Consider the following 14,227-nt stretch of genomic DNA (forward strand, 5'->3'; position numbering starts at 1 on the left):
TCTTTGTAAAGCTCACAAGTAAAACTCGGATTTTGTCTCTGTATTCAGATCACCTGGCTGTGATTCCCTTAATTGTCTCATTTCGTCCTTATAGTGTAATAATGATTTTGGTGAGGGGTCTTTTGATAAAAATTTATCTCGGCCACCGTGGATATAACTAATGATCATTTGCTCTCCATCAAATCTAATTTTGAACGATTGGTCTTTTTCAGGTAGAAAGTCAGTTTCAGTTATCCGCACCAGTTTCATCTCTTGATCAAATTGTTTGAAGATCAAACTACCCTCTCGTATAGACATCTCCACATCATCGTTATAGCGATTTTTGTAATTTCCAACCAACGCGTTTAATGACGAGATAAATTTTTTCGCTGGAAAAAGATAATGTATCGCATTAAACCATTCTAAACGTCTCAGTTTGGTTTCATCCTTAGGTGCTAACTCCGTGGCTCTTTGAAAAAAACCTCTAGCCTCTTCAAATTGGTCCTCAACTTCAGCAACTTTTCCTAGAATTGTTTCTTGCCATCCTGGCTCATCACTTTGAGTATAATGTAAGTGTTTATAAAGCTCTTGCATGTTTCCAATAACTAGTAAATCATGGGAGTTGAACACTTGATTTGCAATACTCATCCCATTCTCTGAGTTCGTAAAAAATACGGCCCCCTTTTTTGTCGTTAGATTAATCGCAGCAAAAGCTCGAGTATTTGGGTTTTCACCAAATTGATATACAATTAGCTCATCTTTATGTCTATAGATATGCCAGCCTAAACCACATGTCATGAAGTCTGCTGTGCTCCTTGGTTCAAATGCTTGCTTTATAAGTGGATCATTCATATTCTCTAGCCAGGCAGCCATAAATTTCGAGAAATCTTCCCCCGTAGTGAGTAATGATCCAGCCGCATTAAGATGAGGGTCGCCCACATAAATTGAAGTCGGTTTTCCAAGCTCAGTATGAACAGTTACAACATTGGTGTCGGCCTCAGATGGCGGCATAAATGTAGAACGTCCCATTCTCAAGGGACCAAAGACATACTCTTGAGCTAACGCTTCTAAATCTTTACCCATTTTGGTTTCGATGACTTTTTGCAAGTATAGAAAAGCGTCACCTGAATAGGAGTATCCCTTACCCAGCTCCGACTTAGGATCAAAGACGAGCGCTGAAGATAAACTTCCCCCAAAATTCGGCAAGCCTGTAGTATGTGACAATACATGTCGCGCCGTTAGTTCCTTAGCTTTCTTTGGATATTCACCGTCCACTAAGAATCGCTCATATTGTAATATATTATGTAATGGTTCGTCCAAATCGATTTGCTTATCCTTGACTATCTGCAATACCAAATAAGTAAACACAATTTTGCTGAGGGAAGATGCTGGAAACCTGGTTTTTTCATCAACGTCCATTTCAGAGTCGTTAGATTTTTTGCCAACAGACATTGAGGTTCGTATAAACTCATGTTCATCTTTTTTTGGAGATTGAACACAACCATAACTAACAGCAGGAACATGACCAAGTTTAGTTATTACTTGTAATGCAATCATTAAAGGAGGAGTAGCCATATCATCGAATTCCACTTAAAATAAATTTGATATTTTAATTTTATCAAGAATTCTCGAGCCAAATGTATATAAATTGTACATCCGTTGTTTTTAAATATGCTACAAAAATTAACTCCTCATTCCCAAGCCTCTGACACAAATACATATCCTTTTTTATGAATTGTTTTTATACGATAAGGCTGGTTATTATTATCGTTTAATGCTTTCCTTAAACGAGATATTTTTAAATCAATACTTCGGTCAACTCCATCATATTCGCGTCCAGAAAGTGCATACATAATGCTATCCCTACTAAGCAGCCTATCATGATTCTTAACCAGCAAAGCAAGAACTTCAAAATCAGTAGTACTTATTGAAACTTCTTCACCAAAGAGATAAACACTCTTAGTACTAAAGTTGATAGAAAAATTTCCAAATTGAAATTGATTTTGAATATTAACTAAATTAGGTCGGCGTAATAATGCTTCTATCCTTGCTTTTAAAACCCCGTCTGCAAAAGGTTTGGTTAGATAGTCATCTGCCCCTAAGTTTAAAGAGGATACTTCACTTTCAATGTCATGAACTGCAGTTAACATGAGTATTTTTCCCAAATAGTCCTCTCTAATGGTGTGACATATTTGATCCCCATTCATCCCAGGAAGCATGATATCTAATAGTACTAAGGCGGGTTGCTCACGGATAATGCGATAGACTGCTCTATCACCACGTTTTTCAATAGAAACATCATAACCGGCTTCCTGGAGACTTTCTTTAAGGTAATTTGCTAGTTTGATATTATCCTCTACAAGCAATATGGATTTATCGTTCATTCGTTCTGCCTAAGCTTTCTTTAAAATAACAAAAAGAAAAGAGTTTCTGAAATACTGTCTCAATTAAGTTTTACATAGATATATACCTGGAAGCAAACATACGACGTCCAATGTACATTTTATATACAATTGATTTTTAGTAACTCGGTATACTAACAGATAAGTCGATCTTTATTCGAATTATCATTATGAACGTGTACTGGAGAATTCTCATGAAAAAAGCCAACGAAAAACATCCGCCTGTTTCGAAATCCATAACGGAAGATGAACCTAAAATCTCTTCTATAGCATTAGCTTTACAACAATTTAGAAAAGAAACAGAAAAAAAGGAAGCCGCGGAGGAAGCTGCAAAAGTACGTTGTCGGGTTTGTTTTAAAGAAATCGCCCCTAAGCCTCTTTGTTCTGGACATGGAGGCGGTAGCGCTGACGGTAAAAGCGATAGTGCCAAATCTGATAAGACACCCGAAGAAAAAGCTCGTCTTGGTGAAGATAACTTTCTAACTAAACCTCGCAAAGTAGTAGAAACTCCAGAAGAATTGATGGTCGAGTTTGCTCCGGAGTCTTTAGGTGAACTAAGTTTTGACCCTAAAGTAATTGAGGCATTGATCGCTCAAGGACGATTGCTGGTTGACAGTGATCGCGAATCGAAGACGCTTACCATTAAATTGCTTTGTGAACCTAACTCATTAACGGAAGAACAAAGAAGAGAGTTAAAAAAATTCATGGAAGCGATTATAAAAGACTTCCATAAGTTTAAAGAAGAAAATCATCGTTCCGATGACTATCCGCGCATTACTCAAGATAAAGAAGGTAACATAATTGCTCTTCATATTAGCATGCCCACGTTAAACTTATATGATGCATTTATTCAACGGCTAGCCAATAATTTAGTGCCAACATCACAATTAAAAGCCCCATTCACAAAGGATCAAAGTTGTGCTCCAAATCCTCTTGCCATGGAACCACAGCCTACTTCTATAGAAGAGAAAATTGAAATGGATGATGAAAAACAGGAACTATTTAATCCATCGCCTTTCAAAATGCAGCCATGGTAAGAACCTTAACTTCAAAGGAATTATATAAAAGCTACTGTCTTGAACAGGTTTGTTCAAGACAGTCACTAAATCCATCAATCTTTTTAATAGTTCTATACTTTAAGAATATACTGAATAAAGAATGGAGTCTGTCATGCATTCCAAATATGATAAACTCATTTACATCAATCTGACCCAAGATCAAATAACAGCAAATATTGATACGCTTATAATACATGAAGACCCCGCAATACTCGTAAAATTACCCAATGGATGCGATCTTAAAACTTTGCAGGGTCGTGATTTCTTTCCCAAACCGATTACAAACCATACCAAAATATATTTTTCAGCACATGGACGTGAAGAATTAGTTGATATGGTACTTGATAAACAAAAAGGGGATGCAACGATCTACACTTTAAATGATGTTGCTATTTATTTTGGAAAACTCCTAACAAATCCTGAATTTAAAGATCCTAATGTCATCCCTCGGTTGACACTTGTGATGTGTGTATGCGAAGGAGTAGGTTTTGCCAAAAAATTACAAAAAAAATTACTTGACGACTTTGGACTATATATTGATGTGATTGCCAATAAAAATGTATTACACGAGCAATTTGTAAAACCTACTCCTGAAAAAATGGTGTATCTTACTCATAGAGAAACATCCATAAAAGAAGTGGGTAGAGAACACAAACGACAGCATAGTAAGGTTTTATTGAGCATTGATCGAACAGGTGCACAACGAGAAATTGATGCTTATGAATTAAAATGGATTGAAAATGTTCTCAATATGACTCATCAGCAAGTACTAACTTTTAGCAGATGGGCTGATTTCGAAAATCCAGAAAATATTAGAATATTAGAAGGACTCACTGCATTTTCTAGGGATGTTCATACCCTCATTTCGTTATCCATAGAACAAGATACTCATTTGACTGCTAATAATCTCTTTGCGTTATTACAAAGTTGTCAGAAAACCTCTACCGAACCGCTATATCAACAAGCAATGAATTATGAAATGTTTCAACTCATAACCAAAAATCTGATTAGTGAAGGAGTAAAATATATTAATCCAAACCCGGAGATGCAAGAATATCTCCATGCTCTTGAGGCCTTAGAATCACAGAAAACCAAAATAATTCGTGATGCAGTTGTCCCTAATATATTCAAGGCAAAAAAAGCAATATTTTCTGGATTACTTTTTGAGGCTTCAGAATATGGTATAGAATCGGTATTAGAGAAACTTGAAAAAGCTATGCAAGACCTACTCCAGGGGATGAATCCCTCTTAACATCGAAAAAGCGTAGGTCGAGGCAAGGATTCAGGCTTAATTATTGGAACAAATATATAGAGGTTGTTTCATATGACGAAACGATACCTAGATAAGTTAACAGTTGCTATCTAAATTTCAGACCCAAATCATCAAACTTCTACCAATATGCTATCTATTTATCACTATAATCTAAAATTTAATATAAAATTATGGGTGATTTGGATTCAAAATTGATAGTTTTAATATGCAGTATAAATTTTTTTTAGATAATACCAATCAGCAATTAAGTGCCAAAAGCACATTCGCTCGCATACAAGAAAGAATAAGGAAAGGAAAACTCAAAAAACATTACTGTAAAGATTTAGCACATGAGTTGATAAATTATTTATGCGGAAGACAACGATTTGAAAAGCAACCAGAACAATTTTCTATCCCATATTTTCTTGAACATGTACTGCAAGAAAAACTACTAGACAATAAATGTGATAATAATATATTTCTGTTACAGATAGGCAAAGACTACCATTCGTTTGTTATAGAAAAAATATACAATGGAGAAGAATTAAAATTTATCATTTACCAATCTTGGTATAGTACGTTTACTTTAGCTTGGTGGTTGGGAAATGACAAAGCGTCTCATCAAACTTCGGAAGAGCAAATTTTATTACGTGAACAATACGGTAAAGGAAAAGAATTAACTATTGATGATTTGAAGAACTTTATCTTGCTCCTTAGGAACCCTAAAGACCAAGCATTCTCAAAAAAAATAGGTATCGTTGGTGCTTATAAATCATGTGAATATTGCTTTGAAAACAACAAGCCACAATTTACTTAATGACAAGTAGATGCAGCTAATCATTGATGCAATAAAAGGATATAATTGACAAAGAATTTCAAAATGATTGAAACGATGCAGAGCGAACTAGACGTACCTTTTACTTATAATTACAAACAACCGGACGAATATCATTTCAGTCTTGATTCAATTCAGCTTGCAAAATTTGTTGCAACACAATTGAAAACCCAACCAGATCTTGGTTCATTAAGGGTATTAGATCTCTGTGCGGGCTGTGGAGTCATAGGATTCGAACTATCATGGCACCTTCAAGCAATACGACAAATTGATTTTATTGAAGTCCAGGATATTTATACTGAATATTTTCATCAAAACATCGCTACCGTCAATCGGCCTGAATTACAACTTCGGTGGCATCTTTTAAATTATGATCAATTACATGAAAAAAAGTGGGAAGGAAAATATGATTTGACAATTAGTAATCCACCCTATTTCCAATTAGGCCACGGAGTTCTTTCCCCTTCCCAATTTAAAAATCGTTGTAGATTTTATTTAGATAGTTCTTTTGAGAGTTATATTCGTGCGCTAGAAAACTCCCTTGCTAATAATGGTAAGGCTTATTTTTTATTACGCTCATTAAAACATCATGGTCTTGATTTATTTTCAGATATACAAAAAATCCTACAAGATCCGTTAGTAACAGCAAAAAAAATTTCCCATATCCGTGGCTCAGATATTATTTTATTAGAAAAACTGAAATGAATGGTAGCCTGCGTGCCCTGAGAAAGACTTAAGCTACTCAATGCCTATGTTAAAAAGTGACGTAGGTAATACACTTTAGTGGGTTTTAAGCGTACCAGAGCAAGGAGGTTAGGTCATTGTGACTAATCCTCCTTGTTATCCAACATGAACAATCATTACTTTAATTTATTGGCAGCTTTTGGTTGCACAGTGCAATACCTTGATATGCTTAGCGGTTGGAGTATAGTAACTAGCAACCGGATTATTATTTGCATCAAGCACTAATGCACTATCGTACCTTTTGTCGTTGGATCAACAGCCGTTATTACATTCCCGGTAGTACATGATGCATTACCACAATACCGTATCGACATCGTAGTATTTGTTCCAAAGCTCACCATTGGATACCCTGTTGAACTATCGATTTCGATCGAAGATTGTAATCCAGTGTTCGCCCTAGTTACAGGCGATGCAATAGTATTACCAGCGTTACATGCAGGAATTTCCACAATACAAAACTTTTAACGCAGAGTTTTCGGTATCCCAATATGCTGCAATCACTGGGTTGCCACCAGCGTCTAAAATAACTGATGTAGCACGGTGATCGGCGGCTTGAGCGCCTGGATCCAGTACTGTTAATGTATTATTTTGCCCAGCACAATCAGCATCCCCACAATGTAGCAATTTCAATTGGTTTTATCCGCTCGATAAAAACTAACCACAGGAAAACCTGTTGCATCAAGCACTAATGAGACACCACGAACATCAGCATTAAAGGGAAAAGCCGGAGAATCCGGGGAGAGTACTTGGGATCAATTAAATCAGCGTATCACATTGAACATTACTTCAAAAAATCTTTTTATATTAAATGCCTAATTTTTTGGATTAAAAAAAAAGCCCCATCAGTCCACAACTGATAGGGCTTTCTAAAATGTATTAACGTGCTTACGCCATAGCAGCAGCTTTCTTTTCCTTTTCTTTGGCGATTACTGCTTCAGCTACGTTGTTTGGACAAGCAGCATAGTGAGAAAATTCCATTGAGAATTGACCACGACCAGAGGTAAGAGTACGCAATGTACTAATGTAACCAAACATTTCTGAAAGTGGAACATCAGCCTTGATACGGACACCAGCTGCACTTGGTTCTTGACCCGAAATCATACCACGACGACGGTTCAAATCACCAATCACATTACCAACATCTTCTTCTGTACTATAAACGTCAACCTTCATGATTGGTTCAAGCAATTGTGGAGCAGCTTTGGGTATTGATTGACGGAAAGCACCCTTCGCTGCGATTTCAAATGCAATTGCTGAAGAGTCAACAGCATGGTAAGCACCATCAGTAAGGTCAACTACAACATCCAGTACAGGGAAACCAGCTAAAGTTCCTGAGTCCATCATTGAACGGAACCCTTTCTCAATTGCAGGGAAGAATTCTTTAGGAACGTTTCCACCCACAACAGATGTAATAAACGTAAATCCAGTGTTTGGCTCGCCTGGTTGAATTGTATAGTCGATTTTACCGTATTGACCGGCTCCACCTGATTGTTTCTTATGGGTATAGCTGTCTTGAACCATTTTTGTAATGGTTTCACGATAAGCAACCTGAGGCTGACCTACTATTAACTCAACATCGTATGTACGTTTCAGAATATCCACTTTAATATCAAGATGTAATTCACCCATACCACGCAGAATGGTTTCACCAGAATCTTGATCTGTTTCTACTCTAAACGTTGGATCTTCTGCAACCATCTTACCAATAGCAATAGCCATTTTTTCAGTGGCGCCTTTATCTTTTGGCGTAACTGCAATAGAGATTACTGGCTCAGGGAAAACCATCGCTTCCAGTGTACACTCATTATTTGGATCGCAAAGAGTATGACCGGTGCGAACGTTTTTCATGCCCACTATCGCGATAATGTCGCCTGCTTCAGCACTTTGCAATTCAATACGATCATTTGCTTGCATCTCAACCATACGGCCGACGCGTTCAGTTTTACCAGTAAAGGAGTTAAGAATCGTATCACCTTTATTTAGTTTTCCTGAATAGATACGTATGAACGTTAGCGCACCAAAACGGTCATCCATGATTTTAAATGCCAAGGCACGGAATGGCTCATCAGCAGAAACGATAGCGAACTGGCCGTTTGGCACACCTTCAGCATCAGTCAAAGGTTGTGGATTAACTTCATGTGGAGCCGGTAAATAGTCAACCACCGCATCCAATAATAACTGCATCCCTTTATTTTTAAAGGCAGAACCGCAATAAGTTGGGAAGAAGGCTAATTCAAGCGTGCCTTTACGGATACAACGCTTAATTTCTTCCAATGAAGGCTCTTCTCCTTCTAAATAAGCCATCAGCAATTCGTCATCCATCTCAAGTGCGGTTTCAATTAATTGCGCACGATAGATTTCAACATCGTCCTTCATATCGGCTGGAATATCAGTAACTTTGTAATTTTCTGGCTGGCCAGATTCGTCCCAAACATAGGCTTGGCGAGTTAATAAATCGACAACACCTACGAAGCTGTCTTCGAAACCTATAGGCAAAGTCATAATTAATGGATGTGCACCCAATACTTTTTTAATTTGCTCAGTTACTTTTAAGAAGTTCGCGCCAATACGGTCCAATTTGTTTACAAAAATCAAACGAGATACTTTTGAATTGTTCGCATAACGCCAGTTAGTTTCAGACTGAGGCTCAACCCCACCAGAACCACAGAAAACACCGATACCGCCGTCGAGAACTTTTAGTGAACGATAAACTTCTACAGTGAAGTCCACGTGTCCTGGGGTGTCGATAATATTGAAGCGATGACCTTTCCAGAAGCAACTAACCGCAGCTGATTGGATGGTAATACCGCGTTCCGCTTCCTGTACCATAAAATCGGTTGTTGATTCACCATCGTGAACTTCACCTATTTTGTGGATTTTACCGGTGAGCTTTAGAATACGCTCGGTAGTGGTGGTTTTTCCGGCATCTACGTGGGCGAAGATACCAATATTTCTATAAAGGTTTAAATCATTCATAGCGCTCTTATTTAAAGTTAATGGATAAAAACTAGTCATATATTGTACAGTATTTTATCCAGATTTGCAGCAAAAAAATGTTCCAATCATCATTTTTATGATGTTTTTTCCTATCTCCATAGGGCAAAATAGCTAATAATCCCTAAAAATTAAAAGAAAGAATACAAATAGGAGTGCTTATTAGTAGTTGGCATACATAATCTCTGCTAAAAAAGGATTTAATGGTGTTCAATTTTGGAATTGGTGACTTAATTATTAAAGATCCTTTTCCTAATCCAATTAATAATCAGCCGGTTATAGAAAATAATATATCTTTATGTTATTACCTGATTAAAAAAAAACAAAGTGTTGAATGGTACACGGATAGAAGCATAGATCATGAAACTCTATGAATCTTCCACATAAGAACATTATTTTTTGAATTATCGAAGGGAGACTCCAAAAGAATGAAAGCGAAATTATTTGACCCGAAAAAAACGAGCACAAAGACATGCCCATACTCCCTAAATACAACAAGAAAGTCAGCAACGTCTCCGCATGAAGCATTGCCTGACATATCTGAAGCAGAAACAGCCTCTAAAGTAGTACCTCAGCACCAACAAGGATGGCGTAACTTAGGACGTTTATTGGATCAAGGAGCCTCTCCTTTCTTTTACGAGATGGCTGCACGCACAAAACAAAAATTTTTTAAAATCTTCATCGGTACTCAATGCGTATACATGGTAACAGATGGCAAAATTGCAAAAGAACTGCTGACAAAACATCCAGAACTTGGGCGTGGAGACATCCTTGAACCTTTTACGCATATGGTAGGAAGAGTTTTTTTCGCGGAAGATGGAGCAAAGGCTTCTGAGCCACGCAAAGTTTTTTTGAATACTATTGTACGTGGATCGATCAATTTCGAAAAAATCGCTGCAGTTAATAATCGTACCTTTGCCTCCATGCAACTAACATCCAATGGAGGATTTGATGACCTGTATGCTTCTGTCGCATGGCATACTATAGGTTGCATTGCTGCATGCTTTGTAGGTACTTATGATCTGTCCGCTCTACCATCAGATACACACAAAACGTTCATGGAAGCAACTCGCCTAATTACAAAAGCAAGTATGGATCCCTTAAGCCGTTTAGCCCATCCCAGCCTACGATCTGACTTTCGGGTGACCAGCAGAGCAATGGCCGATATTGCACAGAAACTTCTTTTTTCAAATATTGAAAACATTTGCAAAGGAAATAATTACATTTGGGATTTAGGTGTATTTCGTGCCGAACAATTGCACCCACAGATAAATTTTGATGAATGCACACACTTTGAGGAAAGCAATTCACAAGCAAAAATTGTGCGGGACCTTATCGAAAATGATCGCTTTATACGTGAACACGGACCTCTCACGATTTTCGCCTCTTCTAACATAGGGGCAACGATGTTTTATATGCTCGACGTGCTCAGCCAAAGACCTGATGTTGTAGACAAGATGCGGGAGGAAATCACTCGTGTTTTGAATAAAGAACCCTTTACATACAAACACATGGCCCACTTGCCCTATGTACGTGCGGTTGTTCAGGAGGCGCTATGGCAAGCAACTCCTATTCCCAATTTTCCTCGAGCAGTACTCAAACCATTTCAAACGAATATTAATGGAGAAACAGTATCATTTCAGAAAGGCGAAATGTTGATGTTTCTTTTTAGACCTATGCAGGGACCAAATCGAACGTTTTCTCCAGAGAAATGGCTTGAGGGCGATGCAGACCTATTCTCGTTTGGAGCCGGGCCCAGACATTGTCCGGCAAATCCATTTGCAAAACAAATGTTGACTCAATTCCTGGTGGACATGACGCTACATGGACTGCGAATTATGCCAACGAGAAAAGCCACCTACACCACGCGCAACGGTTTGTTAGGACCCGATTATCAGCCAGATCAGCCATTGGCCGCAGAGGTGGAGCATATTACAGAAGAGGAATATCCGAGAGTAAGTGCAAGATTATAACCGTTAACCAAGTTAAGTCGGGCTTGGTCCGACTTATGCTAGCTAAACCCATTATAGGATTTAACTCTGTCCAAGGTTTTCTCTATCAGTTGAGTATTTTTAATATACGCTTCATTTCTCTCCATCTTTGCCCAAAAGTTATTTCTAAACCCTGCTCCTTTTTTAGATTCTGAATCTCGCAGATATTGGTTATGTGTTGTCAGATAAAAGCCAAGATATTTATGTTGGAACTCGCTGATCGATTGGAAATCTGTTTTTCCACTCGTGTCCACTTCAATGGGTAATTTTTCATTTCCATCCAGTAGCACCGCTTGAGCATAAAAATGAGTATCAAGATTGATGTATAATGTGCCTTCATGTTCTCCAATGATCGTTCCACGTTTTTTTATGCCGTGATCTGTGAATATTATGCGGTCTAAAAATTGAAAATGGTAATTTTGCAGAGTTTGAACATTGAAGTAAACATAACCCTTTTCCTTTAAAGGAAAATAGAAACTTTCCCATGTTCTTACTGGCTCAGAGATATTTCTAATAAATTCCAGTATTTCGCTGTCTACTATGGGAGATTTATCTTCTACTTTTGCTTTCATAATATTATCTACCTTTTGCAATCACAGGCAGATTCTAATGGATATCGATAAAATATGCACATTTTCGTTTTTCGGAGTGTTCATTGAATTTGTCACAAGATACTGTTCCGGCAGGATAAGATCTTTAAATTGCATAAGAATCTCAAATTCTGTTGATGTATTTGTGTATTTAGATGATTTGCGCGTATTTTATGCGCTATAGTATAAGCAACATTATATGATAGAGAGTATTATGGTAAACGTCGTTAATCTTAATAAAAAAAGAAAAGCTAAAGTTCGTTTGGAAAAAGAAAAAACCGGTTCTGAAAATCGTGTTAAATTTGGAAGAACCAAAAAAGAAAAGCAACTCGCGAAACAAGAAAATGAACGCGAGGAACGTCATTTAGATGGTCACAAGTTGGAAAAAAAAGAGAAGTAATCGAAGTGCGACTTTTTTGATAAAAGAAATAGTTCCTTTGAAGGTCCAATTTGAGAATAATCAAGACCTGAAATAAGTACACATTAGTTATCAAAATAAACTATCAGATTAGACACTCATGCAGTTAATGTAAAAATTAACTTAATGCAAAATGCCTAAACCTAAAATGCCCGCAATAATAAGATAAATAGCGACAATGTAGTTTAATAATCGTGGCATAACCAGAATTAAAATTCCAGCAACTAATGAAATAATCGGTGTAAGATTATCAATAACCATTATTTATTCTCCTCCGTAAGCTCAATGCTATTATTATAGCATTAAAAGCAACTCCTGAATTTTAAACATTAATTAACTTGAACTACTTGTATCGAGCATGGAATGAAGCTTTAAAATTTCAACTCCACATGCAGGTTTCTTTTCTATTAAACATGCCCCATATCCCCCTGTACTATACTTTATAAAACCCTTTGCTTTTTAGGTATTGCCATGAAAGCACGATATGAACAAATAGTTGATCCCAACAAGGCGGTTAAGAAGGAGTTTAAAAAGGCTTATGATCAAAGTGGAAGTAAGTTTGATATAGCTTTGAATACGACTAGTTTTGTCATGTTTACAGATAAAACTTTGCGAGGGCAACGTGCGAATGATATAGGTACAAATTGGAAGGCCCATATTAGTATTCATCCTGACGATCTCCCAAGAGCCTGGGATTTAATCCATGATAAGCTTTATAATGGCGCGCAACAGTTTAAAGTAGTCGATTTGAATAAACTTCGTGAAATAAGGGAACAACACTATAAAACATATATGGAAGCTGACGAAAGGCGTCAAATATTTACTGAAAATTATTTAAAGGGAGCCCTCGAAGCACCTGAATTAGAGCATCTCGCTGAAGGCCTCTTCCCCACCGAAATTGATTCTCTGCGTGCAAGAAAAGATACTTTGTCTATCGACGAATATAAAAGAACGTTATTTCAACGCATAGATGAGAAATATGCGGCTGATCTTCTTAAGATGCGTCCAATTCTTGCAGAGGACGAACGACTTTCAGAGGGCATGCAGATTTCAGTCTATATGTTGCCTGGCGAAGAAGAAGATCATGAGGAATTGTTTGAAGAAATTGAAGAGATATTACTTAAAAATAATATAAGACCGGGGCTTGCATATCCAACAGATCGTAGATTAGGCAATTATGTCTCCATTAGACATCCAGGTTTAACTTATCGTGATGCGGTCACCGCAGGATCTTATAATCCGGATAATCAACAGGATCCGTTTTCAAACTTACCTGTAAAATATGTAGAAGATTTTGAAACGCGAGTGCGTCAAAACATTGAGCTTCTCAGATCATTCAAGCCACATGAACGCATGACCGAAACTGAGAGACACAATACGGAAGTGAAACATGATTTGGCAGATTGTTTAGAAGAAAAACTTAACGAGTTCTCAAGAAAAAGCATGCACCAAAAGACTCAAGATATTTATCAGTTTCAAAATGATGTCTATGATGCAATCGAGGGTATGGACTCTACTCTTAAAAATGATTCAAATGCAGCATTTTTTAAAAATATAGCTATGCTAGTCAGTGGGGTAGGAACACTTTGTGCCCTTATTTCTCTAGGCAACCGTTTCGTTACAGGGCGTTATTTATTTTTTGATGATAAAGAATCGCTTTTTACCCCACCGAAAGCGCCCATATATTCTTCCCCCGATCCGGGAGTTGGATCGAGCATCGCGTCATCCGAATCCAACCACGTGGATAAATTCAAAGAACAAGTATCCGCAATGAAATCTGATGGCAAAGGAGTAGGATTGTCGGATTCTGAAAGTATGAGAGAACCACTTCTGAGATCATCCTCGTTCGACATATCATCGCATTCATAATATCTTAATAATTGTAATGAAAAGGCGGGAAAAGCCGCCTTTTATTTGGCTGAACTTTCTCATTGATTGGCTTGAGCTAGCAAAATTGGTCAAGG

13 protein-coding genes are annotated in these 14,227 nt (G+C 37.4%); 7 read left to right on the plus strand and 6 right to left on the minus strand.

The window, feature by feature from the left end:
- Positions 1–12 precede the first annotated feature (12 nt).
- Both ACWTEW_RS14980 and ACWTEW_RS14985 read right to left on the minus strand, forming a co-directional pair.
- Positions 13–1,554: a serine hydrolase domain-containing protein gene (locus ACWTEW_RS14980; RefSeq protein ID WP_454782456.1), complete on the minus strand. Its 1,542-nt coding sequence runs from the start codon at positions 1,552–1,554 to the stop codon at positions 13–15.
- Positions 1,555–1,670: 116 nt separating this feature from the next.
- The gene (locus ACWTEW_RS14985) at positions 1,671–2,363 is read right to left on the minus strand and encodes a response regulator (protein WP_454782457.1); all 693 of its coding nucleotides are present in this window, start codon (positions 2,361–2,363) and stop codon (positions 1,671–1,673) included.
- 212 nt (positions 2,364–2,575) lie between these two features.
- Between ACWTEW_RS14985 and ACWTEW_RS14990 the strand changes: the two genes are divergently transcribed.
- The 4 genes from ACWTEW_RS14990 to ACWTEW_RS15005 all read left to right on the plus strand — a co-directional run bounded on the left by ACWTEW_RS14990 (position 2,576) and on the right by ACWTEW_RS15005 (position 6,231).
- Complete coding sequence (locus ACWTEW_RS14990; RefSeq protein ID WP_454782458.1) at positions 2,576–3,418, plus strand: hypothetical protein; 843 nt, start codon at positions 2,576–2,578, stop codon at positions 3,416–3,418.
- Between the two features lie 133 nt (positions 3,419–3,551).
- Entirely contained in the window at positions 3,552–4,691 is a 1,140-nt protein-coding gene (locus tag ACWTEW_RS14995; protein ID WP_454782459.1) for a hypothetical protein, read from the plus strand.
- Positions 4,692–4,917: 226 nt separating this feature from the next.
- Positions 4,918–5,508, plus strand: a complete 591-nt coding sequence (locus tag ACWTEW_RS15000; RefSeq protein ID WP_454782460.1) for a hypothetical protein — start codon at positions 4,918–4,920, stop codon at positions 5,506–5,508.
- 63 nt (positions 5,509–5,571) lie between these two features.
- Entirely contained in the window at positions 5,572–6,231 is a 660-nt protein-coding gene (locus ACWTEW_RS15005) for a methyltransferase (protein ID WP_454782461.1), read from the plus strand.
- Between the two features lie 468 nt (positions 6,232–6,699).
- Here the strand turns inward: ACWTEW_RS15005 and ACWTEW_RS15010 are convergent, their stop codons facing one another.
- The gene (locus ACWTEW_RS15010; protein ID WP_454782462.1) at positions 6,700–6,900 is read right to left on the minus strand and encodes a hypothetical protein; all 201 of its coding nucleotides are present in this window, start codon (positions 6,898–6,900) and stop codon (positions 6,700–6,702) included.
- A gap of 255 nt (positions 6,901–7,155) precedes the next feature.
- Positions 7,156–9,246, minus strand: coding sequence for an elongation factor G (gene fusA, locus ACWTEW_RS15015; protein ID WP_454782463.1), 2,091 nt, complete (start codon positions 9,244–9,246; stop codon positions 7,156–7,158).
- 545 nt (positions 9,247–9,791) lie between these two features.
- On the opposite strand from fusA, the gene ACWTEW_RS15020 reads away from it, so the two are divergent.
- Positions 9,792–11,237, plus strand: coding sequence for a cytochrome P450 (locus tag ACWTEW_RS15020; protein ID WP_454782464.1), 1,446 nt, complete (start codon positions 9,792–9,794; stop codon positions 11,235–11,237).
- A gap of 38 nt (positions 11,238–11,275) precedes the next feature.
- On the opposite strand, the gene ACWTEW_RS15025 is transcribed toward ACWTEW_RS15020, so the two are convergent.
- Positions 11,276–11,827: a hypothetical protein gene (locus ACWTEW_RS15025; RefSeq protein WP_454782465.1), complete on the minus strand. Its 552-nt coding sequence runs from the start codon at positions 11,825–11,827 to the stop codon at positions 11,276–11,278.
- A gap of 232 nt (positions 11,828–12,059) precedes the next feature.
- Here ACWTEW_RS15025 and ACWTEW_RS15030 point away from each other — a divergent pair, with 232 nt between their 5' ends.
- Positions 12,060–12,245 carry a DUF4169 family protein gene (locus ACWTEW_RS15030; protein ID WP_454782466.1) on the plus strand — a complete coding sequence of 62 codons (186 nt, stop codon included), beginning with the start codon at positions 12,060–12,062 and terminating at the stop codon, positions 12,243–12,245.
- Positions 12,246–12,386: 141 nt separating this feature from the next.
- Here the strand turns inward: ACWTEW_RS15030 and ACWTEW_RS15035 are convergent, their stop codons facing one another.
- Positions 12,387–12,524 (minus strand): DUF3096 domain-containing protein, encoded by a 138-nt coding sequence (locus tag ACWTEW_RS15035; protein WP_454782467.1) that lies wholly within the window; start codon positions 12,522–12,524, stop codon positions 12,387–12,389.
- Between the two features lie 210 nt (positions 12,525–12,734).
- Here ACWTEW_RS15035 and ACWTEW_RS15040 point away from each other — a divergent pair, with 210 nt between their 5' ends.
- Positions 12,735–14,132: a hypothetical protein gene (locus ACWTEW_RS15040; RefSeq protein ID WP_454782468.1), complete on the plus strand. Its 1,398-nt coding sequence runs from the start codon at positions 12,735–12,737 to the stop codon at positions 14,130–14,132.
- Positions 14,133–14,227: the final 95 nt, after the last annotated feature.

It is taken from the genome of Legionella stuttgartensis (assembly GCF_977063405.2).

Coding starts and splice junctions, on each gene's coding strand:
- ACWTEW_RS14980 (WP_454782456.1), bottom strand. CDS start 1,554: ATGGCTACTCCTCCTTTAATGATTGCATTACAAGTAATAACTAAACTT.
- ACWTEW_RS14985 (WP_454782457.1), bottom strand. CDS start 2,363: ATGAACGATAAATCCATATTGCTTGTAGAGGATAATATCAAACTAGCA.
- ACWTEW_RS14990 (WP_454782458.1), top strand. CDS start 2,576: ATGAAAAAAGCCAACGAAAAACATCCGCCTGTTTCGAAATCCATAACG.
- ACWTEW_RS14995 (WP_454782459.1), top strand. CDS start 3,552: ATGCATTCCAAATATGATAAACTCATTTACATCAATCTGACCCAAGAT.
- ACWTEW_RS15000 (WP_454782460.1), top strand. CDS start 4,918: ATGCAGTATAAATTTTTTTTAGATAATACCAATCAGCAATTAAGTGCC.
- ACWTEW_RS15005 (WP_454782461.1), top strand. CDS start 5,572: ATGATTGAAACGATGCAGAGCGAACTAGACGTACCTTTTACTTATAAT.
- fusA (WP_454782463.1), bottom strand. CDS start 9,246: ATGAATGATTTAAACCTTTATAGAAATATTGGTATCTTCGCCCACGTA.
- ACWTEW_RS15025 (WP_454782465.1), bottom strand. CDS start 11,827: ATGAAAGCAAAAGTAGAAGATAAATCTCCCATAGTAGACAGCGAAATA.
- ACWTEW_RS15030 (WP_454782466.1), top strand. CDS start 12,060: ATGGTAAACGTCGTTAATCTTAATAAAAAAAGAAAAGCTAAAGTTCGT.
- ACWTEW_RS15035 (WP_454782467.1), bottom strand. CDS start 12,524: ATGGTTATTGATAATCTTACACCGATTATTTCATTAGTTGCTGGAATT.
- ACWTEW_RS15040 (WP_454782468.1), top strand. CDS start 12,735: ATGAAAGCACGATATGAACAAATAGTTGATCCCAACAAGGCGGTTAAG.